The organism is Microbacterium sp. OR16 (assembly GCF_047306725.1).
In the GTDB taxonomy this organism is placed as follows: domain Bacteria; phylum Actinomycetota; class Actinomycetes; order Actinomycetales; family Microbacteriaceae; genus Microbacterium.
Map to the genome: position 1 here is coordinate 362,159 of NZ_JAZEXK010000001.1, position 22,929 is coordinate 385,087.

Below are 22,929 nucleotides of genomic sequence, written 5' to 3' on the forward strand. Positions count from 1 at the left end.
CCCACGGGCGGTCTTCTCCGTCTCCGGCGGCGGATCTTCGAGAGGAGCGCGGCGATGACGAGAAGGTACAAGGTCGGAGAGCACGTCAGCTGGAACTCCGAGGCGGGGCGCGTGCGCGGGCGCATCACGAAGGTGCACACGTCCGATTTCGAATTCATGGGCCGCACGCGACGCGCCAGTGACGACGACCCGCAGTACGAGATCAAGAGCGACAAGACCGACCACGTCGCGGCGCACAAGGGAAGCGCTCTGACGCTGCTCGATGACTGAGCGATGATCCTCACTGTCGGCCATTCCACGCACCCTCTGGACGAGTTCACCGAGCTGCTGCGCGCGGCCGAGGTGGGCGCGCTGATCGACGTGCGCCGGCTGCCGGGCTCGAACCGATACCCGTGGTTCAACGCCGATTCTCTCGCCGCATCGATGCCCGAGCATGACATCCGGTATCTGCGCATCGAACAGCTCGGCGGACGCCGCAACCTGCAGCGTCAGATCCCGGATGAGGTCAACGGCATGTGGCGCAACCGCAGCTTCCACAACTATGCGGACTACGCACTGGGCGCCGACTTCGCCGAGGGGATGGAGCAGCTGCTGGCGGTCGCCGACAGCATCGACGGGCGGGCCGCGGTGATGTGCTCGGAGGCGGTCTGGTGGCGCTGCCACCGGCGGATCATCGCCGATCATCTGCTGGCGCGCGACATCGCGGTCGGCCATCTGATGCCCGACGGGCGCGTGGCAGAGGCGACGCTGACGCGCGGAGCCGTGATCAGCGGTGGAGTGGTGGAGTACCCGTCGACCGAGTGACTACTTGGCCGGCTTCGGCTTCGCCTCGTCGGCGGCGGTCACCGGGGCTGTCCTGAAGCGCTCGAGCGCGGCGGCGACCTTCTCTGCGAGGTAGGCGTGACCGGCATCCGACGGATGCCTGCGACCGGCGCCGACGTCGATCAGCTGCAGGTAGTTCGCGTCGGTGATCCAGTCGTCCTGCACGGGGGAGATGTACCACCAGCCCCGCGCCTCGGCGAGACGGGCGAGATCGCGATCGATGCGCGCCGTCGACGCGCCGACCGGCAGCTCGTGTGGCGCCGGTCCCAGGATGACGATCGGCACGCCGGGGTACTTCGCGACCATGGCATGCCACACCGCGTTCACCGCGGCGGGATAGGCCGCCGCGTCAGACAGCCGATCGTTGATCGATCCCTGCAGGATGATCAGATCCGGATCGATCCACGACTCCAGTTCGCCGACGCGGGTGAGGAAGTCCGGTCCGTCGAGTCCTGCTCGCTGGTACCCGCTGCCGCGCACCCCGCGCACGACCGTGTCGCCGGGGAGCAGTCGGGCAAGGCGGTACGCGTACCCGTCGGTCGGCACAGTCGCGGCCGAGCCGTAGGTCCACGAATCGCCGAAGACGAGCACCTCGGGATCGTCAGGCAGGGCGAGCGCCACCGGTGAGACGCCGTGTTCGGCGGCAGCCACCGGAGCGGTCTCCGCCGGCGGCAGCCAGGGGCGGGTGATGCCCAGGGTGACGGCGAGCGCCACCGCGAGGGCGCCTCCGATCGCAAGGGCCGTGCGGCGCCGTCGGGTCGGCGGGTGCAGGGTCATGAGAAGAGCGTAAGCGAAGGATGCTACTTCGACGTGCCCTGCGTGACCGACCCCTGCAGCTGACGCTGGAAGAAGACGTACACCAGCAGCACCGGGGCGATCGTGATGATCACCGCGGCGAACAGCGCGCCGAAGTCCACCGCGTACCCGGCGGCGGACGCGAACGCCGCCATGCCCTGCGAGAGCACGTACTTCGCCTGCTCGGTGTTCAGCGCCACCGGCAGCAGGAACTGGTTCCAGAGTCCCAGGAAGTTCAGGATCGCCACCGCGGCGAGTCCCGGCTTCGCCATCGGAAGCATCACCTGGAAGAAGGTGCGCCACTCGCTTGCGCCGTCGACGTAGGCGGCCTCCTGGATCTCGTAGGGGAGCGACTTGAAGAAGGAGAACAGGAAGAACACCGTGAAGGGCAGGGCGAAGGCCACGTAGGTGATGATCAGTCCGGGCAGCGTGTTCAGCAGGCCCATCCCCTGGAGGATGAAGAACAGCGGCACGATCGCGAGGAACACGGGGAAAGTGAGCCCGGCCAGCATCAGGTAGTAGATCACCCGGCTGCCTGGCACCGAGAAGCGGGCCAGCACGTACGCGCACATGGCGCCTAGCAGCATCACGAGCAGCAGCGCCGATCCGACGACGACGACCGTGTTCAGGAACATCTGGCCGAAGTTGTACTTGCCCCAGGCCGAGACGTAGTTGTCGAAGTTCCACTGCGCCGGCAGGCCGAACGGAGACGCGAAGATCTCCTTCGTGGACTTGAACGAGCTCAGCAGCGTCCAGAGCATGGGCAGGATCACGATGATCGCCCAGATGGTCAGCACCACGTGCGAGACGGCGCCGACGACGCGGTCTCCTGCGGTCATGGTGGCCTTGCGATCGGCGCCGGCCTCGCGGCGCGCGCGTGCGGGGTCGACCGCGACCAGGGTGCGGGTCTGCTGGCTCATGCTCGACCTCCGTCGTCCTTGCCGCCGGTGAGGCGGTTCACGAGGAACACGGCCGCGGCGAAGATGAGTGTGATCACGGCGAGCACCACGCCCATGGCGCTGGCGAGGCCGAACTGGCCCTTCTCGAAGGCCGTGCGGAACAGGTACTGGCTCATCACGAGCGTGCTGTTGCCTGGGCCACCGGTCGCGTTCAGCGCGACCATGTACACGTAGGCGTCCAGGGCCATGATGCCGAGGTAGATGTAGGCGGTCTGCACGTTGTCGCGGATGAGTGGCAGCGTGATGGACACCGTGGTGCGGAACCGGCCTGCGCCGTCGATGCGCGCAGCCTCGTAGATCTCGGCCGGCACCCCCTTGATCGCGGCGATGAACAGCACCATGTAGAAGCCGATCATGCCCCAGGCCATGACGAAGATGGAGGCGCCCATCGCGGTGCGCTCGTCGCCGAGCCAGGCGAAGTCGTTCATGTCGATGCCGACCGCGCCGAGCAGCCCGTTCAGCAGGCCGCTGGGCGTGTAGATCATGCTCCACAGGATGCCGATGACGATGGCGGGGATGACGTACGGGAAGAACGACACCACGCGATAGAAGCTCGACGCACGCAGCCCGCGCACCTGGCCGCTGCTGGGGCCGCCGATGGTGATCATGCTCGCGAAGATGAGAGCGATCGTGAGGGTGATCAGCGGCAGCACGATGGCGAGCAGGATGTTGTTGCCCATCGCCTGCATGAAAGTCGAGTCGTTGAAGAGCTTGACGAAGTTCTTCACCCCGATGAAGTCCATCTCGGGGGTGAAGCCGGTCCAGTTCGTCATCGCGTAGTACACGGCCTGCACGAACGGCGAGATCACGAAGATCAGGAACACCGCGACCGGCAGGCCGAGGAACACCAGCAGGAAGGAGACGTAGTCGAAGGTCAGCGGGCGCCGCCCGAGGCGGGGCGGCTTGCGCCGCCCCGCCCGGGCCGCCGTCACGGCGACGGTGTCCAGCGCCGCGTCGACTCCGGGAGCAGTGGTCACTTGATCTCGATCTTGTTGATGGAGTCGTCCTCCCGCACCTTGTCGACCAGCGCCTGCAGCTGCTTGGTGAGCGTGGCGACGTCCATCTTGCCGTCGAGGAACGAGTTCCAGATCGGCAGCTGGTCGCCGTTCATGCCGTACAGGTTCGTCGACTTGATCGTGAAGACGTTGCTGCCCGCTGCATCGATGATCTCGGACTGCGAGACCAGCGCGGTCGAACCGAATCCGTCGGCCGGGACGGTGTCCTTCACGACCGTGGGCGCGAGCTTGCTCTTGGCGAAGTCGGTGGCAGCCTCCTTCGACAGCATGGTGCGAAGCAGCTCCTTGCCGCCCTCGGGGTTCTTCGCCTTCGACGGGACGATGAACGGCTCGCCCGCCTCGACGCGTGCCGTGCCGGCGGGCGTCGTCTGGTTGCCGTCCAGCGGCAGCTCGGAGATGCCCTTCATCTTGAATCCGTCGGCCGTCTGATCCTTCATCTCGTTCTCGATCCACGAGCCCGACGGGTAGAGCAGGGCCTCCTGGCCGTTGCTCCACTGCGCCTGCGCCTCGGTGAACTGCGTGCCCGAGCCGCCCGGCTTGACGTAGCCGGCCTGGATCAGCTCGTAGAAGATGTTCAGGATGTCCTGCAGCACAGGGTGCGACCAGGCGTCTTCGGCGAGGTTCTCCAGGGGGAGTCGCACGTCGTCGCCGGCCTGGACGACCGCCGAGTCGATGACCATCGTCTGGTAGTAGGTCGCCGCCTCCTTGCCCCAGAGGAACAGGTACTTGCCCTGCTCCTTGGCCTTGGCGCCGAGGTCCTTGAGGTCCTGCCAGCTCGTGGGAACCGCCCAGCCGTTCTGCTCGAAGAGGCTCGACGAGTACCAGATGCCGTAGACCGTCAGCACGTAGTTGAGCGCGACGAACTTGCCATCGAACGTGCCGGGGTCCTTGACACCGGCGAAGACGGTGTCGCTGATCGTCTCACCGTCGCTGTTCTTGGCGTCGAGCACGTCGTCGAGCTCTTCGAGCTGCTCGAGGATCGTGTTCCAGCCGATCGAGTTCGCACCGGAGTTGTCGATGAGGTCGGGCGGGTTGCCGCCGACGAACCGCGGCTGCAGCTCGGTGGCGATCTTGGTCGACGGCGAGACCTTCACCGTCACGCCGTCCAGGCCCTTGCTCTTCTCCATCAGCTTCGCGGAGTTCTCGACGTAGTCGATGCCGTAGCCGCCGTTGAAGATGACCGCGTCGACCTTCGAGTTGGCTGCCACGCCGAACGGGTTGTCCGCGGTGACTTCACCGGCCGGTGCCTTGCCGCCTCCGCCGCCGCCGGGAGCAGCGCACGAGGCGAGGGTGGCGCTGAACGGCAGCAGCAGTGCTGCGGCCGCCGCACCGCGCAGCAGGTTGCGACGGCTGATGGATGCGTCCTTGATGTCCATCTCTTTACCTTCCGTTGTGGGTGTGAATCGGTATTCGGGTTCGGGGTCTTCCCTGGGTTCAGGGCACGGCGGCATCGGGCCGGTGGGTGCGCGGCGCCCGGCGGTGCGGAGCCACGGCCATCGCGCTGGCCGCCAGTCGGGTGGAGGCCACGCCGAAGGTCTGCTGCGCGGCGAGCACGTAGAGCAGGTCCAGCACGAGCAGCTGGGAGTGCTTGACCGACAGGTCGTCCGGACGCAGGTAGGCGGTGGGCTCAGCGGTGGCGAGCGAGATGTCGGCGAGCGCGGCGAGCGGCGAGTCGCTGTCGTGGGTTATGGCGACGGTGAACGCCCCGGCCGAGCGCGCCTGGGAGAGCATCTGCACCGTCTCCTCGGTGCGACCGGTGCTCGAGATGCCGATCGCGACCGACGACTGATCCTGCAGGACAGCGCTGGTGAGACCGTCGTGCACGTCGGACCAGCTGTGCGCGTTCACCCCGATGCGGTACAGCCGCCCCTGGAACTCCCGAGCCATGACCCCGCTCCCGCCGACACCGTAGATGTCGACGTGGCGCGCCGCCGTGATCGCGTCCGCCGCGCGCAGTACGGAATCGAGGTCGAGGCCGGAGGCGGTGCTCTGCAGGCTCTCGATGTGCAGGCTCAGCAGCGTCTGCAGGATCTTGCCGGGCTCGTCGGATGCGCTCAATTCGCGCCCCATGTCGGCGTGCCAGCTCTCCTCGGCATCGCCCCGACCGATCTCGGACGCGACGCCCACCCGGAACTGCGTGTACCCGTCGAAGCCGAGCGCGCGGCAGAACCGGGTGACGGTGGCCGCCGACGTTCCGGCGTGGCCGGCCAGTTCGGTGATCGTCATCTCGACCGGAGCGGCGGGATGCTCGGCGATGACGTCGGCGATCCTGCTCATCGCCGCCGGCATGGCGCGACGACGGTCTGCGATGCGCCGTGCGATCGTCAGGCCGTTTCCGTTGTCGCGGGTCCGTGGCACCATTGCCTCCAGGTTCTTTGCGGGGCGAGAGCGCAAGCCCTCGTCCGGGATCCCCGTTGCACTGAAAACTATTCTCATGCGACGAAAACGTCAAACATCGCCTCGTCACGAATGAATCACGAAGGCCGGCGGCGCCACCGCCCCGCCTGTTTCGAGTCGGAGATGCGGCGAGCCGTAGACTTGGTCTCCTATGAACCCTGAAGCCCTTTCCGCCGCCGTCCTCGCCGTCCTCGACCCGATCGCGGCGTCGCTGCGACCGGATGAGGCACTCGGCGTCGACGCTGCGGACATCGTGCTCGAGCGTCCCCGCAATCGGGATCACGGTGACTGGTCGACGAACATCGCGATGCGTCTGGCCAAGCGGCTGGGCTCGAGTCCCCGTGATCTCGCGCAGCGGATCGCCGACGACCTGGCCGGAATCGACGGCATCCAGGGTGTCGAGATCGCCGGTCCTGGATTCATCAACATCCGTCTCGAGGCCGGCGCGGCCGGCGCCCTCGCGAAGACCATCGTCGATGCGGGCGCGTCGTACGGCACCAACGAATCCCAGGTCGGAGTCTCGGTGAACGTCGAGTTCGTCTCGGCGAACCCGGTCGGACCGCTGCACATCGGCCACACCCGGTGGGCTGCTCTGGGGGACTCGATCGTGCGCCTGCTGCTGGCCAGCGGGGCGGATGCCGTGCGCGAGTACTACATCAACGACGCCGGGGCGCAGATGGAGCGGTTCGCGCAGTCGATCGTCGCGGCCGCCAAGGGCGAGCCGACGCCGGAGGGCGGCTATCCGGGGGAGTACATCGCCGAACTCGCCGCACGCGTGCTCGCCGCGCACCCTGGTCTTCTCGATCTTCCCGAGGTCGAGCAGCTCGTGATCGCGCGCGATCAGGCATACGAGTATCAGCTGGCCGAGATCCGGGCATCCCTCGCCGCGTTCAACGTGCCCTTCGACGTGTGGTTCTCGGAGCGGACTCTGCATGCCGCGGGACCTGACGGCGCGAGCCTCGTCGATCAGGCGGTCGACCGGCTGCGCGCTCAGGGGCATGTGTTCGACGAGGAGGGCGCCGTCTGGGTGCGCACCACCGACTTCGGCGATGACAAGGACCGCGTCATCCGGCGCTCGAACGGCGAGTACACGTACTTCGCCGCCGATGCCGCCTACTACCTGAACAAGAGCGACCGCGGCTTCCAGAACAAGATCTATCTGCTCGGTGCGGACCACCACGGTTACGTGCACCGCCTCAAGGCGGTCGCGGGCGCGGCGGGTGAAGACCCCGAGAAGAACATCGAGGTGCTGATCGGTCAGCTCGTCTCGGTGCGTGGCGCTCGTCTGTCCAAGCGTGCCGGGAACATCATCGAGATGGACGATCTGCGGGCATGGATCGGCACCGATGCGCTGCGCTACGCGCTGGAGCGCTCGCCTGCCGATTCGCCGCTCGATCTCGATCCCGAGCTGCTGCAGAAGCGCACCAACGACAACCCGGTGTTCTACGTGCAGTACGCGCACGCTCGCACGCACAATGTGGCGCGCAATGCCGGCGACTCCGGCGTCGACCGTTCGGAGTTCGCTCCTGAGCTGCTCACGCATGAGACCGAGAGCGCTCTGCTCGGCGCGCTGCAGGAGTTCCCCCGCCTGGTGGCGTTCGCCGCCGAGGTGCGTGAACCGCATCGCATCGCGCGCTACCTCGAGGAGCTCGCGGGCCTGTACCACCGCTGGTACGACAGCTGCCGCGTGATCCCGAAGGGCGACGATCCGATCGAGACGGTGCATCGCACGCGGCTGTGGCTGAACGACGCCACCGGACAGGTGCTGCGCAACGGGCTCGACCTGCTCGGCGTCTCGGCCCCCGAGCGGATGTGACCCGATGACGAACGCGGCCGCCACCACGCGTCGACCTCGCTGGCCGTGGGTCGTGCTCGTCATCGTGCTGGTGCTGGCGGCTCTCGTGGCCGCGGGAGAGCTCGTCGCGCGTGCCATCGTGCCGAACACGATCCGCTCGCTCGTGATCTCGAACCTCGATCTGCCCGAGGAGCAGCAGCTCGACGTGCAGGTGGCGGGAGTGATGCTGCCGCAGCTGATCGCAGGCACCCTCGACGAGGTGAAGCTCGCCTCGGACGAGGTCACCATCGGCGGCATCACCGGCTCCGCGCGGGTCACCGCCCGCGACGTCCCGGTCTCGGGAGGAGCACTGGGCGCGGCGGAGGGAACGGTCTCGATCGACCAGAGCCAGTTCGGCTCGCTGCTGGAGGCGTCGTCGCTGCCGATCTCGGGCATCGAGCTGACAGAGCCTGACGCGACGATAGAGGCCGACCTCGAGCTCTTCGGCAGTCGGATCCCGGTCGGGCTCACCGTGACGCCCGGGGCCGAAGACGGCGATCTGGTGCTGACACCCGTCGCGGTGATGTTCAACGGAGCCGCGGTGAACCTGGATGCCGTCTCGGGCCTGGTCGGTGCGGCGGGCGCGGCGATCACACAGCCGCAGCGCATCTGCATCGCCGACCGTCTCCCCGCCGGCATCACCCTCACCGGTCTGCGCGTCGAGGGCAGCCGCGCCGTCGCCGACATCGCCGCCGATGGTCGCATAGCGGTCGACCCGGCGCTCCTCGAGCCCGGCACCTGCCCCCGCTCCTAACTGCCCGGACCCTCGACGCGTCGAGAGCCCGCCCACCCTGGGAGCGCGCCCCTTCGGCAGGCTCAGGCGGCCGCAGTGCGGGTCACTCGGGAGCTGCCGCCTTCTGCGCCGCGCGCAGATTCGCCGTGGCGGCTCGCACGTCGTCCTCTGCCCGACGCAGCGCGAACTCGGGCAGCGTCTCGGCCCCGAAGCGCTCCGCGACCCGGTCGCTGCGCTCGCGGTGCGAGATCGTGATCAGGGCACTCGCCAGCAGGATGACCTGCGACGAGAGGTTCAGCCACAGCAGCAGCGCCAGCAGCGACGCGAACGAGGCGAGCAGCGGATTCGATTTCGCGCCGCCGACGAACAGGCTCGACAGCTCCTGAAGGACGAGCAGGCCCACCGCACCGATCGCGGCGCCGCCCCACAGCACGCCGGCCGAGGCGCGCACGCCGGACAGCATCCGGTACACCGCGGCGATGAGAACGGCATCCAGCGCGAACACGATCACCATCGACAGCAGACGGACCGTCCAGAACACCACGGCCGAGTCGCCGGCGACTCCCACGATCCCGGCGAACCAGCCCACGATCAGCTCCCCGGCGAAGGTGAGGCCTGCGGCGGCGACGAAGGTGCCGCCGATGATCAGCGCGAGCAGCACGCTGCGCAGCAGCACGAGATACCAGATCACATCGGCGGACTCCGTCCCGGCGATCGTGCGCACCGCATTGCGCATCGACCCGATCGCCCCGAGCGCCGAGCCGATGAGACCGATCAGCGAGATCACCCCTGCGACCGACAGCCCGCCCGGCGCCTTGATGTCATCGAGGTCGACGATGCCCTTGTCGTCGCCGGTCGCGATGAGACCGGGCACAGCCGAGTCCACGGCCGAGACGACGGCGGTCCAGGCCGCGGCGTCCTGTGAGAGCCAGAGCGCCGCCGCCGAGAACCCGAGCAGCACGGCGGCGAACACGCTGAACAGCGCGCGGTACGTGACCGCATCGGCGAGCATCGGCCCGCGCCTGCCGGTGTAGAGCAGCGCGGCGCGCACGATGCGCAGCTGCAGCAGGCGGCGGATCACCATCGCAGATGTCCGCGCCATCCATCCCTTCTGCTCGGGGGTCGAACCGGGGTCGGAACTCGTCGGCCTCTCCATCTTCACCACACTATTGAGTGCGTCGGAATGTGAACGGGGGTTGACTCGGGGGTGTCCTAGAATCAGGGTCGACCTCGTCTCCACGGCGAACCCCGTCAGAACCGTGACCCGATTGGCGCTGCGTGCATTCCCCCGACTCCTCTCCCGCCCCCGGATGGCTGGTCGTCCCCGACGACGCCAACGACCTGGTCGAGGGGGTGTGGCCGATGTCGGCGCAGCGGGATGCCGACGGTGAGCTGCACATCGCCGGCGTGGCGGTCGGCGAGCTGGTCCGCGTCCACGGCACGCCTCTGCAGGTGATCGACGAGTCGGAGGTGCGCCGCCGGGCTGCAGCGCTGCGCTCCGCCTTCGAGCGAGCGGCGGCCGCTCACGGAACGACGGCGCGCGTCTACTACGCGGGGAAGGCTCTGCTGAACACGTCGATCGTGCGCTGGGTGCTGGACGAGGGGCTGAACGTCGACGTCTGCACCGGCGGCGAGCTCGAGGTGGCGCTGGCCGGGGGAGCGGATGCCGGGAGGCTGGGCTTCCACGGCAACAACAAGTCGGTGGCAGAGCTCGAGCGGGCCGTGGATGCCGGCGTGGGCACCATCATCATCGACAGCGTCATCGAGGTCGAGCGTCTGGCCGCCATCGTCTCCCGCACCGGCGCGTCGCAGCGGGTCATGCTGCGCGTGAACAGCGGCGTGCACGCCGAGACCCACGACTTCCTGGCGACCGCCCACGAGGACCAGAAGTTCGGCTTCCCGCTCGGGCAGGCGCCGGCCGTCGTCGCGCGGATCCGCGAGATCGACGGACTCGTGTTCGCCGGCCTGCACTGCCACATCGGCTCCCAGATCTTCGGGGTCGCCGGGTTCCGTGAATCCGCCTCGCGCCTGCTCGACCTGCACCAGCAGCTGCTCGAGGGCGGCGACATCCCCCAGCTCAACCTCGGCGGAGGGTTCGGCATCGCCTACACGCGCGTCGACGACCCGACGCCCATCGCCGATCTCGCCGACGGCATCGTCGCGGCTGTCGCCGAAGGGTGCGCAGCCCGCGGCATCCCCGTGCCCGCACTCTCGTTCGAACCGGGCCGGGCGATCGTCGGCAACGCCGGCGTGACCCTCTACGAGATCGGGACGACCAAGGACGTCGCTCTCGAGACGGCCACTCGCCGCTACGTGAGCGTCGACGGAGGTATGAGCGACAATGCCCGCCCGGCCCTGTACGGCGCGCAGTACTCGGCGCGCCTGGCCTCCCGGATAGGCACCGACGATCCCGTGCTGGTGCGCGTCGTGGGCAAGCACTGCGAGTCGGGCGACATCGTCGTCGACCACGAGTACCTGCCGGGCGATCTGACCCCGGGCGACCTCCTCGCCGTCCCCGCCACGGGAGCTTACTGCGCGCCCCTGTCGAGCAATTACAACCATGTGCCCCGGCCGCCCATCGTCGCCGTGGCCGACGGAGAGGCACGCGTGATCGTGCGCGGCGAATCGCTCGCCGACCTGCTCGCTCGCGACGCGGGCATCCCGCAGTGAGCCCGGGCCGTCCGCGGCCAGACCGAAAGCCCCGACCCGAACGTGCTGAGGAGCGCAGATGACTGACTACCGACGACTTCGTGTGGCGCTGCTGGGAGCCGGAGCCGTGGGCTCTCAGGTGGCCTCCCTGCTGCTGCGTCACGGCGACGAGCTCGCCGACCGCGCCGGCGCCCGCCTGGAGCTCGCCGGCATCGCCGTGCGCGACGTCGACGCTCCACGCGACGTCGACCTGCCTCGCGAGCTGTTCACCACCGACGCCGAGACGCTGATCACCGGATCCGACATCGTCATCGAGCTCATGGGCGGCATCGAGCCGGCTCGCTCCCACATCCTGCTGGGCCTCGGCTCGGGCGCAGATGTCGTCACTGCGAACAAGGCGCTGCTCGCCACCCACGGGCCGGAGATCTATGAAGCGGCCGAGCGGGTGGGTGCCTCGGTCTACTACGAGGCCGCGGCCGCCGGCGCGATCCCGATCATCCGCCCGCTCCGCGACTCGCTGGCCGGCGACAGGGTGGTGCGCATCATGGGCATCGTCAACGGAACGACGAACTACATCCTCGACCGCATGGACGGCGAGGGCGCCGACTTCGCCGACGTGCTCGCCGACGCCCAGCGGCTCGGCTACGCCGAGGCCGATCCGACGGCCGATGTGGAAGGCTACGACGCCGCGCAGAAGGCGGCGATCCTGGCATCGCTCGCCTTCCACACCGCGGTTCCGCTCGAGGCCGTGCATCGCGAGGGCATCACGGGCGTGACGGCCGACATGATCGAGGAGGCCAGGGAAGCCGGCTTCGTCATCAAGCTGCTGGCCGTGTGCGAGCGTCTCGGCGAGGGTGGGCCCGAGTCGATCTCGGTGCGGGTGTACCCGGCCCTCGTCCCTCGCGATCACCCGCTCGGCGCCGTGCACGGAGCGAACAACGCCGTCTTCGTCGAGGCCGAGGCCGCCGGATCGCTGATGTTCTACGGCGCCGGTGCAGGCGGCGTGCAGACCGCATCCGCCGTGCTCGGCGATGTCGTCTCGGCCGCACGGCGGCACATCGCCGGCGGCACGGGCGTCGGCGAATCCACGCGCGCCAACCTGCCGATCGTCTCGATCGGCCACGTGCTCACCCGCTACCAGATCACTCTCGAGGTATCGGACGAGGCGGGTGTGCTCGCGGCCATCGCCGGCCTGCTCAGTGACGGCGGCGTGTCCGTCGCGACGCTCGTGCAGACCGTCATCCCGGCATCCGACGGCACCGACCGGGAGAGCGCGCGGCTGATCATCGGGACGCACCGTGCCACCGACAGCGCCCTGAGCGCCGCCGTCGACCGGCTGACGGCGAGCGATGTCGTCGAGCGGGTCGTGTCGGTGCTGCGCGTCGAGGGGGAATGAGCGTGGGGGTCACCCTCGTGCCGGCCGAGCCGGTCACCTCCCAGACGCCGCACGTCGACGGCGCGATCCGCACCGTCATGGTCACCGTCCCGGCGACCAGCGCCAACCTCGGCCCCGGATTCGACACCCTCGGTCTGGCACTGAGCGTGTACGACACGCTCACCGCCTCGTCCTTCGACGACGACCGTCTCGTGATCGAGGTGACCGGGTCGGGCGCGGCGGATATCCCGACCGACGAGAGCAACCTCGTCGTCCGATCCGTCGCGCACGTCTACGCCGATGTCGGCCGCCGGATGCCGGGTCTGCACCTGCACGCCGAGAACGGCGTGCCTCATGGGCGCGGCCTCGGATCGTCAGGCGCGGCTGTGGCAGCGGGCATCCTGATCGCAAAGGGGCTGCTGGCGGGGGATGTCGACCTCGACGACGAGGCGCTGCTGCGCCTGGCGACGGAGCTCGAGGGCCATCCCGACAACGTCGCGCCCGCCCTGTTCGGAGGTCTGACCATCGCCTGGACGGGGGAGCGCGGCCCGCAGCACAAGAAGCTGCTCGTGCACCGCGGCGTCGCGCCGCTCGTGTTCGTGCCGGGCTTCACGATGTCGACGTCGCTCGCCCGTTCGCTGCAGCCGCCGCACGTCTCGCGCGAGGACGCCGTCTTCAACGTGTCGCGCTCGGCGCTGCTCATCGCCGCGCTCACGCAGAGCCCCGAGCTGCTGCTCGACGCGACCGACGACCGTCTGCACCAGGAGTACCGCGGTCCGGCGATGCCGGAGACCCTGCGTCTGGTCCAGGCGCTGCGGGCCGAGGGGTTCGCGGCGGTCGTCTCGGGCGCCGGCCCCAGTGTTCTCGTGCTGGCGGACGGGCCAGGCGCGCGCCAGCGCGCCGTGGAGCTGGCCGATACGGTGACGGACACTCCGTGGCAGGCGCACATGCTCGCAGTGGACGTGCAGGGTGGTACAGTGAGGGAACGAGCGGAGGGCACCACGTAACTTCGTGAATCTCGCCCTATCGCACTTCTGCGAAGTCCGCACGCGATCCCCAGGAACATCCAGGTACTGGCTGGCAGGCGCTCTGCGTCGGCGCGTGTGATGCCCGCAGCATCTGCTGCGTGCAACTTCGGACTGCTCGTCTTCCCACGACATATGAGGGAGTACTCGTGGAGAACCTCTCCGAGACCCAGAACGACACCACGACCACCGAGTCGGTGACGACCGAGACTCCGGCGCCGGCACGCAAGCGCGCTCCGCGCCGCGCGACGACGGCCTCCGCCGCCGCAGCAGCCGAGGCCGGCGCCGCTGACACCTCGACGGCGCCTGCGGCCGACTCCGCCGCAGCCCAGCCCGGGCCGGGAGCCGATGCGGCGCCTGCTGCGGAGCAGCCGAAGGCCAAGGCGCCACGGCGCACGCGCGCAAAGAAGGCCGACGCCGAGACGCTCGACCTGCCGGCCGCGGACGCGCCTGCAGCCGCACCGGCGTCCGTCGCGCCCAGCGAGTCCGCGACGGATGCTTCGGCGACGACCGCGGCTCCGGCCGAGCAGACCGACGTCGCGGAGGCGCCGGCGAAGCCGGCTCGCAAGCGCCCCTCCCGCGCGAAGAAGAGCGAAGCCCCCGCCGAGCCGACGAGCGACGAGGGCGCCACCGAGACGACCGCCGCAGCGAGCGAGGCCGCCGGTGCCATCGATGAGCAGACGGCGGACGCCCCTGCCGAGCCCGCCAAGCGTCCCTCTCGCGGACGCCGCGGCGCGAAGGCCGCCGAAGACGAGAGCGGCGCCGAAGCACCGGCCGGATCCGCCCCGAGCGAGCAGACCTCGCCGGCGAACGAGCAGAGCGGCGGCGACAACGACGGCGATGGCGAGGGCTCCGGCCGCAGCCGCAGTCGCAGCCGTAACCGCAGTCGCGGGCGCGGCGGCGACAAGAACGGCGGCGACAAGAGCAGCAGTGGCCAGAACGGCGGCTCCCAGACCGGCGGACAGAGCGACTCCGACGAGGACGGCGGCTCGGGCCGCGGCCGGCAGCGGGGCAGCAAGCGCCGCGGCGGCGGCAACACCACAGCCGACGAGTTCGAGACCGAGATCGGCGAGGACGACGTGCTCATCCCCGTCGCCGGCATCCTCGATGTGCTCGACAACTACGCCTTCGTGCGCACCACCGGCTATCTCGCCGGTTCCAGCGACGTCTACGTCTCGCTCGGCCAGGTGAAGAAGTACAACCTGCGCAAGGGCGACGCGGTCGTCGGCGCGATCAAGCAGCCCCGCGAGGGCGAGCAGCAGGGCCGCCAGAAGTACAACGCCCTGGTCAAGGTCGACTCGATCAACGGCCTCTCGCCCGACGACGCCGCGAACCGCGTGGAGTTCGGCAAGCTGACACCGCTGTACCCGCAGGAGCGGCTGCGTCTGGAGACCGCTCCGGAGAAGCTCACCCAGCGGATCATCGATCTGGTCGCGCCGATCGGAAAGGGCCAGCGCGGCCTGATCGTCGCACCGCCCAAGGCGGGCAAGACCATCGTGCTGCAGCAGATCGCCAACGCGATCGCGCAGAACAACCCCGAGGTGCACCTCATGGTCGTGCTCGTCGACGAGCGCCCCGAAGAGGTCACCGACATGCAGCGCACCGTGAAGGGCGAGGTCATCGCGTCGACCTTCGACCGTCCGGCAGAGGATCACACGACGGTCGCCGAGCTCGCGATCGAGCGTGCCAAGCGCCTCGTCGAGCTGGGTCGTGACGTCGTCGTGCTGCTCGACTCGATCACCCGCCTCGGCCGCGCGTACAACATCTCGACGCCTGCGTCTGGCCGTGTGCTCACCGGCGGCGTCGACGCCGCGGCGCTGTACCCGCCGAAGCGCTTCTTCGGCGCCGCGCGCAACATCGAGAACGGCGGATCGCTCACCATCCTCGCGACCGCTCTCGTCGAGACCGGGTCGAAGATGGACGAGGTCATCTTCGAGGAGTTCAAGGGAACCGGCAACAGCGAGCTGCGTCTGTCGCGTCAGCTCGCCGACAAGCGCATCTTCCCTGCGGTCGACGTGAACGCGTCGAGCACGCGCCGCGAGGAGATGCTGTTGTCGGCCGACGAGGTCAAGATCACGTGGAAGCTGCGTCGTGCCCTCGCCGGCCTCGACCCGCAGCAGGCGCTCGAGGTCGTGCTGGGCAAGCTCAAGGAGACCGGCTCGAACGTGGAGTTCCTCTTCCAGATGCAGAAGTCTGTGCCGACGCCGAACACCAACGGCGGCGCGCACGCCCACGAGAACAGCATCCGCTGACCCACCGCTGAGCGGAGCAGAGGCGTGTTCGAATCGGTCCAGGCCCTCATCGAGGAGCATCGCCGGGTGCAGGAGGAGCTCTCCGACCCGGCGGTGCACGCCGATGCCGCGCGCGCCAAGCGGGTCAACCGGCGCTACGCCGAGCTGAACCGCATCGTCGCCGCACACGAGGCGTGGACGACGGCATCAGACGACCTGGAGGCGGCTCGCGAGCTGGCCAGGGAGGACGACGCCTTCGCCGACGAGGTGCCCGCGCTCGAGGAGGGGCTGCGGGTGGCGCAGGAGAAGCTGCGGCGCCTGCTCATCCCGCGCGACCCCGACGACGCTCGCGACGTGATCATGGAGATCAAGGCAGGGGAGGGCGGCGCCGAATCCGCCCTCTTCGCCGCCGACCTGCTGCGCATGTACGTCCAGTACGCGGCATCCAAGGGCTGGAAGACCGAGCTGCTCGAGCGCAACGAATCCGATCTGGGCGGCTACAAGGACGTCCAGGTCGCGATCAAGGGCGCGTCGTCCGACCCGTCGCAGGGCGTGTGGGCGCACCTGAAGTACGAGGGCGGCGTGCACCGTGTGCAGCGCGTGCCCGCCACCGAGTCGCAGGGCCGCATCCACACGTCCACCACGGGCGTGCTCGTCTTCCCCGAGGTCGACGAGCCCGAGGAGATCCAGATCGATCAGAACGACCTGAAGATCGACGTCTACCGCTCGTCCGGCCCGGGCGGCCAGTCGGTGAACACCACCGACTCCGCGGTGCGCATCACGCACGTGCCCACCGGCATCGTGGTGTCGATGCAGAACGAGAAGTCGCAGTTGCAGAACCGCGAGGCGGCCATGCGCGTGCTGCGTGCCCGGCTGCTCGCGAAACAGCAGGAGGAGCGGGATGCCGCGGCATCCGACGCCCGCCGTTCGCAGATCCGCGGCATGGACCGCTCCGAGCGGATCCGCACCTACAACTTCCCGGAGAACCGCATCGCTGATCACCGCACCGGGTACAAGGCGTACAACCTCGACCAGGTGATGGACGGCGCGCTCGAGCCCATCATCGAGTCGGCCATCCACGCCGACGAGGAGGCCAGGCTGTCCGCCCTCGGCGGCGAGTGAGCGACAGGTCTCAGATCGCGTAGTCGGGCGCTGTCAGCAGCGCCCGCGAGTCGTCCGAATCGGTGCGCCGCCGCGGCTTCGCCGGAACTCCGACGAGGATGCTGTCGGCCGGAGCATCCTTGGTGACGACGGCGTTCGCGCCGACGACCGACCGCGCGCCGACGCGCACCGGACCGAGGATCTTCGCGCCGGCGCCCACCGACACGCCGTCCTCGAGGGTGGGGTGCCGCTTGCCGTGATCGCGCGTGCGGCCGCCGAGCGTGACGCCGTGGTAGATCATGACGTCATCGCCGATCTCGGCTGTCTCGCCGATCACGACGCCCGTGCCGTGGTCGATGAAGAAGCGCCGGCCGATGCGCGCGCCCGGATGGATCTCGATCCCCGTGAGCCAGCGCGTCAGCTGGGACCCCATGCGCGCGATGAAGCGCAGCCCGCGCCGCCACAGCGCGTGCCACACCCGGTGACCCCACACGGCGTGCAGGCCGGGGTAGAGCAGAGCCACCTCGACCCCGCTGCGGGCAGCGGGGTCGCGACGGCGGGCGGCCGCGATGTCTTCGCGGACCCGGGAGAGCATGCTCACGGGGACGGTCAGTCCTCGCGCAGGTCTTCGAACAGCGCGGTGGAGAGGTACCGCTCGCCGGTGTCGCAGCCGATGACCACGATCTGCTTGCCCTTGCTCTCGGGTCGAGCCGCGATCTTCAGCGCTTGCGCGACGGCGGCGCCGGCCGAGATGCCCACGAGGATGCCTTCCTTGGCCGCGAGCGCACGGGAGGTCTCGAGGGACTCCTCGAAGCCCGCGGTGATGATCTCGTCGATCACGTCGCGATCGAGGATCGCGGGCACGAAGTTGGGTCCGATGCCCTGGATCTTCGCGGGGCCGGTGCGTCCCTCCGAGAGCAGGGGGGAATCGGCCGGCTCGACGGCGACGACGTGGACCTCGGGCTTGACCGACTTGAGGGCCTGCCCGACGCCGGTGATGGTGCCGCCCGTGCCGACGCCGGCGACGAAGATGTCGACCTGTCCGTCGGTGTCGCGCAGGATCTCCTGTGCGGTCGTCTCACGGTGGATCTGCGGGTTGGCGGAGTTCTCGAACTGACGGGCCCACACCGCTCCGGGGGTGGACTCGATGATCTCCTGCAGCTTCTCGATCGCGCCCTTCATGCCCAGCGTCGGGTCGGTGAGCACGAGCTCGGCGCCGAACGCCTTCAGCAGCACGCGACGCTCCTTCGACATGGAGGCGGGCATGGTGAGGATCACCTTGTAGCCGCGTGCGGCGCCGACCATCGCCAGGGCGATGCCGGTGTTGCCGCTGGTCGCCTCGACGATGGTGCCGCCCGGCGCCAGCTCTCCCGACGCCTCGGCGGCGTCGACGATCGCGATGCCGATGCGGTCCTTCACGCTCGAGGCCGGGTTGAACGACTCGAGCTTGACGAGAACGGTGGCGTCGAGGCCCTCGGTCAGGTGGTTCAGCCGCACCAGGGGCGTGTTGCCGAAAGTGCTCGTGATGTCGTTGTGGATGCCGGTCATGGCAGACCTTTCGTCAGCGGAGTTCTGGTGAACGGAGTTCAGCGAGATCAGCCTACGGGGCGTGGTCTGGATGATGACAAAGTGTGACCGGGCGCCCGCACCGCCTACGCTGAGGGGATGCCCATTCTCATCTCGGCGCAGCTGCGCGTCATCGCGCAGCGACTCGCCGATGCGGGCGTCCCGGACCCGCTCGTCGACGCCGAGCTGCTCATCGGACACGTGCTCGGGCTCGGTCGCGGCGAACTGCAGGCGGCGGTCGTTCGGGGAGAGCGGATCGCCGAACCGGATGCCGAGCGGCTGGCCCTCCTGGTCGACCGGCGCGCAGCGCGCGAGCCCCTGCAGCACCTCACCGGCCGAGCAGCCTTCCGTCACCTCGAGCTGGCCGTCGGCCCGGGCGTCTTCGTGCCGCGGCCGGAGACCGAGACCGTCGTGCAGTTCGCGATCGACGCGCTGCTGGAGAGCGCGTCCGCGCAGCCGATCGCCGTCGACCTCGGCACCGGCAGCGGCGCGATCGCACTGGCGATGGCCACGGAGGTGCCGCACGCGAGGGTGCACGCGGTCGAGCGCTCCGCCGACGCGCATGCCTGGGCCGAGCGCAACGTGAGCGGTGTCGGCAATCTCACGCTGGTGCTCGGCGATCTCGCCACGGCGTTCGATGAGCTGCGCGGCGCTGTCGACGTGGTCATCTCGAACCCGCCGTACGTGCCAGACGACGCGATCCCGCGAGACCCCGAGGTGCGGCTGCACGACCCGGCGCAGGCGCTCTACGGTGGCGCGGACGGCCTGGATGTGGTGCGCGTGATCAGCTCGCGTGCGCGGCAGCTGCTGCACCCCGGCGGGCTGCTCGTGCTCGAGCACGGCGAGCTGCAGGGTGCCGCCATCCGCGACATCCTCACCGTCGACGGCTGGCGCGCAGCAGCGACGCATCAGGACCTCACCCGTCGCGACCGCGCGACGACGGCGCTGCGGGCCTGATCGCGGCCGCCCCGGGCGGGCTCGCACGCCAGGGGGCACGGAGATCACCGACGTAGACTAGGAGCGCCATGTCAACTGTCTTCGATTGCCGCGACGACTCCCAGATCCTCGCCGGCATGCGCCATGCCCGTCAGGCGATCGCCCGTGGCGAGCTCGTCGTGCTGCCCACCGACACCGTGTACGGCGTCGCCGCGGACGCGTTCTCGCCCGCCGCCGTGCAGCGCCTGCTCGACGCCAAGGGTCGCGGACGCGACATGCCGCCGCCCGTCCTCGTCGCGGGACCGGACGTGCTCGCCGCCCTCGTCGAGTCGGTTCCCGCGCCGGTGCAGAAGCTCGTCGACGCGTTCTGGCCAGGGGGGCTCACCATCGTGCTGCCCGCCCAGCCGTCGCTGACCTGGGACCTTGGCGAGACGAAGGGCACCGTCGCCGTGCGGATGCCGGATCGTCGCATCGCACTCGAGCTGCTGGCCGAGACCGGCCCGCTCGCCGTCTCCAGTGCCAACCTCAGCGGCCGCGACGCGGCGATCATCGCGTCGGACGCGCAGGCGATGCTGGGCGACAGCGTCGCGGTCTACCTGGAGGAGGGCTACAGCGAGACCGGCGTGCCCTCGACCATCGTCGACGCCACCTCGCTCGTCGCCGCGCCCGACGGCGAGACCCCGATGGTGCGGATCCTCCGTGACGGCGCAGTGACCAGGGAGCAGCTGTCCGAGGTGCTCGGCGACCTGCTCGAGCCCGAGGAGCAGCCGGGCGAGGACGGGAGGAGCCCGGCCGGTGAGAGCCCGGTCGACGAGAGCCCGGTCGACGAGAGCCCGGTCGACGAAGAGTGAAGCAGTATCTGTTCACGATCATCCTCACGGCGGCGATCACCTTCGCGCTGTCGTGGGCGGTGTGGCGGCTGAGCCTGCGGTTCAAGCTGTACCCCGGCATCCGTGAACGCGATGTGCACAAGACGCCGACCCCGCGCCTGGGCGGCGTCGCCATGTTCATAGGCATCGCCAGCGCCGTCCTCATCTCCGCCGCGAACCCGTTCTTCGAGAACATGTGGTCGCCGCCGAACACCCTGTGGGCCATCCTCGCCGCCGCGTTTCTGATCGCGGTGGTGGGCGTGATCGACGACCTGATCGATCTGGACTGGATGATCAAGCTCGCCGCGCAGTTCCTCGCCGCTGGGATCATCTCTGTCGGCGGCGGACTGCAGATCCTGTCGCTGCCGGTCGGGGACATGATCCTCGTCTCCAGCTGGGTGAGCATCTCGATCACGATGTTCGCGATCGTCGTGGTGATGAACGCCGTCAACTTCATCGACGGGCTGGACGGGCTGGTCGCGGGCGTCTGTCTCATCGCCAACGGCGTGTTCTTCGTCTACGCCTACATCCTCACGCGCGACTCCGGCGCGACCAGCTACTTCAACCTCGCGACCTTCCTCGCGGCGGTGCTCATCGGGGCGTGCCTCGGATTCCTGCCGCTGAACTGGAGCCCGGCGAAGCTCTTCATGGGCGACTCCGGTGCCCTGGTGCTGGGTCTGCTGATGGCGACCTCAACTATCGCGCTGACGACACAGGGCGATGTCAACGCCTTCGATCCCGAGCGCTTCGGCCGCTCGCAGCTGCTCGGTGCGTTCATCCCCATCGTCCTGCCGCTCGTGATCGTCATGCTGCCGCTGCTCGACTTCGGCCTCGCCGTCTCACGCCGCATGCGCGCGGGCAGGTCGCCGTTCTCTCCGGACCGCAAGCACCTGCATCACCGGATGCTCGATCTCGGTCACCGCCACCGCGACGCCGTGCTGATCTTCTATGCGTGGAGTGCGATCATCTCGCTGACCGTGCTGCTGATGTACATCGCCGGGCGGCAGGACTGGCCCGGCGGGTACCTCGCCGCCGTCGCGTTCGGCATCGTGGGCGTCGTCGCCTGCCTGATCGTCACGCGCACCCCGCTGCGGGTGCGGCGAAGAGCCGCAGAGCGCAGAGCCGCCAGCCCATCCGATCCGACCTTTCCCGACACCGAGCACATGGAGCCCCGATGACCCCGAGCCCCGTCTCCAGCACACCCATCCTGCGGCGCACGCTGACGTGGTCGGCGGGTGCGGCCGTCGTGCTCGCCCTCGCCGCGGGCGGCATCGGATACGCCGTCGACGGGACGAGCGGGCTGTGGAGCGGACTGGTGGGCGTGCTGCTCGCCTTCGTGTTCCTCGGGATCACGGCCGGAAGCATCCTGTTCGCGAACCGCTGGTTCGGACAACCCCTCTACGTGCAGCTCTTCTTCGCGATCGTGCTGGGCGGCTGGCTGGTCAAACTGGGTCTGTTCCTCGTGATCATGATCGTGATCAGCGGACAGCCGTGGATCTCGCCGCTCGTCTTCTTCCTCTCCATCGTCGCCGGGGTGATCCTCTCCCTGGTCGTCGACGCGGTCGTGCTCGTCCGCATGCGTCTGCCGCACGTGAGCGACATCGAACTCCCGACGGTCAACCCCGAGGACGAACCCGACACCGGCGGCCGAAACGCGCATGGTGCGACCGAGGGCGACCGCTGAATCTGGTAATGTAGTCCCGTGCCCGCCGCTCGTCTCGCGAGCGCTTGCGCTGACGCACAACGTCCCTCGTCGCCCCGGTTCTCGCCGGTGACCCGAAGCTGGAGCCCGCGCTGTTGAATCCCGTTGCGACCCTGACCCTTCGTCCGATCGCCGGTGACGGTGAATTCCACGGCCCGTCGATGGACGAGTTCTTCCCGGACATCCTCTTCACCGTGTTCGGTGTGCCGATGCACCGCATCCACCTCATCCAGCTGCTGTCGGTCATCGCCGTCGTGCTGATCATGTGGCTCGGCACCCGTCGCATGAAGGTCGTGCCGGGCCGCTTCCAGAGCCTCGTCGAGATGGGCATCGGCTTCGTCCGCACCGGCATCGGTCACGACCTGCTCGGCCGCAAGGACGGCGAGCGGTTCGCGCCGCTGCTCGTGACGATGTTCTTCATGATCCTGTTCATGAACATCACCGGGATCATCCCGTTCCTGAACATGCCGGGAACCGCGATCATCGCCGTGCCGCTCACGCTCGCCGTGATCAGCTACGTGACCTTCATCTACGCCGGCATGAAGAAGAGCCCGCTCGGGTTCTGGAAGAACTCGCTCTTCCCCGCGGGCGTGCCGTGGCCGGTCTACATCATCGTCACCCCGCTGGAGTTCATCTCCACCTTCATCATCCGTCCGGTGACCCTCACCCTGCGTCTGATGATGAACCTCGTCGTCGGCCACATGATCCTCGTGCTGTGCTTCGCGGCAACGCACTTCTTCTTCTTCACCGCAGGTGGCGGCTGGGCGGCGCTCGGCGTCGGCACGCTCGCCTTCGGCGGCGCCTTCACTCTCTTCGAGATCCTGGTCGTCGTCCTGCAGTCCTACGTCTTCACCGTCCTCACCGCGATCTACATCCAGCTCGCGGTCGCAGAAGAGCACTGAGCGGGTCGGCAACTGCC

The 22,929-nt window shown here is 69.0% G+C and carries 22 protein-coding genes; 14 read left to right on the top strand and 8 right to left on the bottom strand.

Annotated features, from left to right (window positions below):
* Positions 1-54: 54 nt before the first annotated feature.
* Positions 55-270, top strand: coding sequence for a DUF2945 domain-containing protein (locus V2S05_RS01730; RefSeq protein WP_413633555.1), 216 nt, complete (start codon positions 55-57; stop codon positions 268-270).
* A gap of 3 nt (positions 271-273) precedes the next feature.
* Positions 274-804, top strand: a complete 531-nt coding sequence (locus V2S05_RS01735) for a DUF488 family protein (RefSeq protein ID WP_413633557.1) — start codon at positions 274-276, stop codon at positions 802-804.
* Here V2S05_RS01735 and V2S05_RS01740 read toward each other — a convergent pair whose 3' ends face one another.
* From V2S05_RS01740 to V2S05_RS01760, 5 genes are all read right to left on the bottom strand, one after another.
* Positions 805-1,599, bottom strand: coding sequence for an SGNH/GDSL hydrolase family protein (locus tag V2S05_RS01740; protein ID WP_413633558.1), 795 nt, complete (start codon positions 1,597-1,599; stop codon positions 805-807).
* Between the two features lie 23 nt (positions 1,600-1,622).
* A complete protein-coding gene (locus tag V2S05_RS01745; protein WP_271639669.1) occupies positions 1,623-2,456 on the bottom strand; it encodes a carbohydrate ABC transporter permease in 834 nt (277 codons plus the stop codon).
* A gap of 77 nt (positions 2,457-2,533) precedes the next feature.
* Positions 2,534-3,523 carry a carbohydrate ABC transporter permease gene (locus V2S05_RS01750; protein WP_413635203.1) on the bottom strand — a complete coding sequence of 330 codons (990 nt, stop codon included), beginning with the start codon at positions 3,521-3,523 and terminating at the stop codon, positions 2,534-2,536.
* Positions 3,524-3,549: 26 nt separating this feature from the next.
* The gene (gene ngcE, locus V2S05_RS01755) at positions 3,550-4,968 is read right to left on the bottom strand and encodes an N-acetylglucosamine/diacetylchitobiose ABC transporter substrate-binding protein (RefSeq protein ID WP_413633560.1); all 1,419 of its coding nucleotides are present in this window, start codon (positions 4,966-4,968) and stop codon (positions 3,550-3,552) included.
* 58 nt (positions 4,969-5,026) lie between these two features.
* Positions 5,027-5,953, bottom strand: a complete 927-nt coding sequence (locus V2S05_RS01760) for a MurR/RpiR family transcriptional regulator (protein ID WP_271637950.1) — start codon at positions 5,951-5,953, stop codon at positions 5,027-5,029.
* A 187-nt stretch (positions 5,954-6,140) separates the two neighbouring features.
* Between V2S05_RS01760 and V2S05_RS01765 the strand changes: the two genes are divergently transcribed.
* Entirely contained in the window at positions 6,141-7,805 is a 1,665-nt protein-coding gene (locus V2S05_RS01765; protein WP_413633562.1) for an arginine--tRNA ligase, read from the top strand.
* A gap of 4 nt (positions 7,806-7,809) precedes the next feature.
* The gene (locus V2S05_RS01770) at positions 7,810-8,577 is read left to right on the top strand and encodes a DUF2993 domain-containing protein (protein ID WP_413633563.1); all 768 of its coding nucleotides are present in this window, start codon (positions 7,810-7,812) and stop codon (positions 8,575-8,577) included.
* 82 nt (positions 8,578-8,659) lie between these two features.
* Here the strand turns inward: V2S05_RS01770 and V2S05_RS01775 are convergent, their stop codons facing one another.
* Positions 8,660-9,658 (bottom strand): YihY/virulence factor BrkB family protein, encoded by a 999-nt coding sequence (locus V2S05_RS01775; RefSeq protein WP_413633565.1) that lies wholly within the window; start codon positions 9,656-9,658, stop codon positions 8,660-8,662.
* Positions 9,659-9,834: 176 nt separating this feature from the next.
* Between V2S05_RS01775 and lysA the strand changes: the two genes are divergently transcribed.
* From lysA to prfA, 5 genes are all read left to right on the top strand, one after another.
* Positions 9,835-11,226, top strand: coding sequence for a diaminopimelate decarboxylase (gene lysA / locus V2S05_RS01780; RefSeq protein ID WP_413633567.1), 1,392 nt, complete (start codon positions 9,835-9,837; stop codon positions 11,224-11,226).
* 58 nt (positions 11,227-11,284) lie between these two features.
* A complete protein-coding gene (locus V2S05_RS01785) occupies positions 11,285-12,601 on the top strand; it encodes a homoserine dehydrogenase (protein ID WP_413633568.1) in 1,317 nt (438 codons plus the stop codon).
* Between the two features lie 77 nt (positions 12,602-12,678).
* The gene (gene thrB, locus V2S05_RS01790) at positions 12,679-13,587 is read left to right on the top strand and encodes a homoserine kinase (protein WP_413635205.1); all 909 of its coding nucleotides are present in this window, start codon (positions 12,679-12,681) and stop codon (positions 13,585-13,587) included.
* A gap of 167 nt (positions 13,588-13,754) precedes the next feature.
* Complete coding sequence (gene rho, locus V2S05_RS01795) at positions 13,755-15,857, top strand: transcription termination factor Rho (protein WP_413633569.1); 2,103 nt, start codon at positions 13,755-13,757, stop codon at positions 15,855-15,857.
* 24 nt (positions 15,858-15,881) lie between these two features.
* Positions 15,882-16,958, top strand: coding sequence for a peptide chain release factor 1 (gene prfA, locus V2S05_RS01800; RefSeq protein ID WP_413633570.1), 1,077 nt, complete (start codon positions 15,882-15,884; stop codon positions 16,956-16,958).
* A 10-nt stretch (positions 16,959-16,968) separates the two neighbouring features.
* On the opposite strand, the gene epsC is transcribed toward prfA, so the two are convergent.
* Together epsC and cysK are read right to left on the bottom strand one after the other, a co-directional pair.
* Positions 16,969-17,532 (bottom strand): serine O-acetyltransferase EpsC, encoded by a 564-nt coding sequence (epsC, locus tag V2S05_RS01805; protein WP_271639665.1) that lies wholly within the window; start codon positions 17,530-17,532, stop codon positions 16,969-16,971.
* A 14-nt stretch (positions 17,533-17,546) separates the two neighbouring features.
* Positions 17,547-18,485, bottom strand: coding sequence for a cysteine synthase A (gene cysK, locus V2S05_RS01810; protein ID WP_413633572.1), 939 nt, complete (start codon positions 18,483-18,485; stop codon positions 17,547-17,549).
* Between the two features lie 117 nt (positions 18,486-18,602).
* On the opposite strand from cysK, the gene prmC reads away from it, so the two are divergent.
* From prmC to atpB, 5 genes are all read left to right on the top strand, one after another.
* On the top strand, positions 18,603-19,460 hold the full coding sequence (prmC, locus tag V2S05_RS01815; protein ID WP_271637939.1) for a peptide chain release factor N(5)-glutamine methyltransferase: 858 nt from the start codon (positions 18,603-18,605) through the stop codon (positions 19,458-19,460).
* A 68-nt stretch (positions 19,461-19,528) separates the two neighbouring features.
* Positions 19,529-20,290, top strand: coding sequence for an L-threonylcarbamoyladenylate synthase (locus V2S05_RS01820; RefSeq protein WP_413633573.1), 762 nt, complete (start codon positions 19,529-19,531; stop codon positions 20,288-20,290).
* Positions 20,287-21,486, top strand: coding sequence for an MraY family glycosyltransferase (locus V2S05_RS01825; protein WP_413633574.1), 1,200 nt, complete (start codon positions 20,287-20,289; stop codon positions 21,484-21,486). Before V2S05_RS01820 ends, V2S05_RS01825 begins: the two co-directional genes overlap by 4 nt.
* Entirely contained in the window at positions 21,483-21,992 is a 510-nt protein-coding gene (locus V2S05_RS01830; protein WP_413633575.1) for a hypothetical protein, read from the top strand. The genes V2S05_RS01825 and V2S05_RS01830 overlap by 4 nt, the downstream gene beginning before the upstream one ends.
* A gap of 179 nt (positions 21,993-22,171) precedes the next feature.
* Positions 22,172-22,912, top strand: coding sequence for a F0F1 ATP synthase subunit A (gene atpB, locus V2S05_RS01835; protein ID WP_413635206.1), 741 nt, complete (start codon positions 22,172-22,174; stop codon positions 22,910-22,912).
* Positions 22,913-22,929 lie beyond the last annotated feature (17 nt).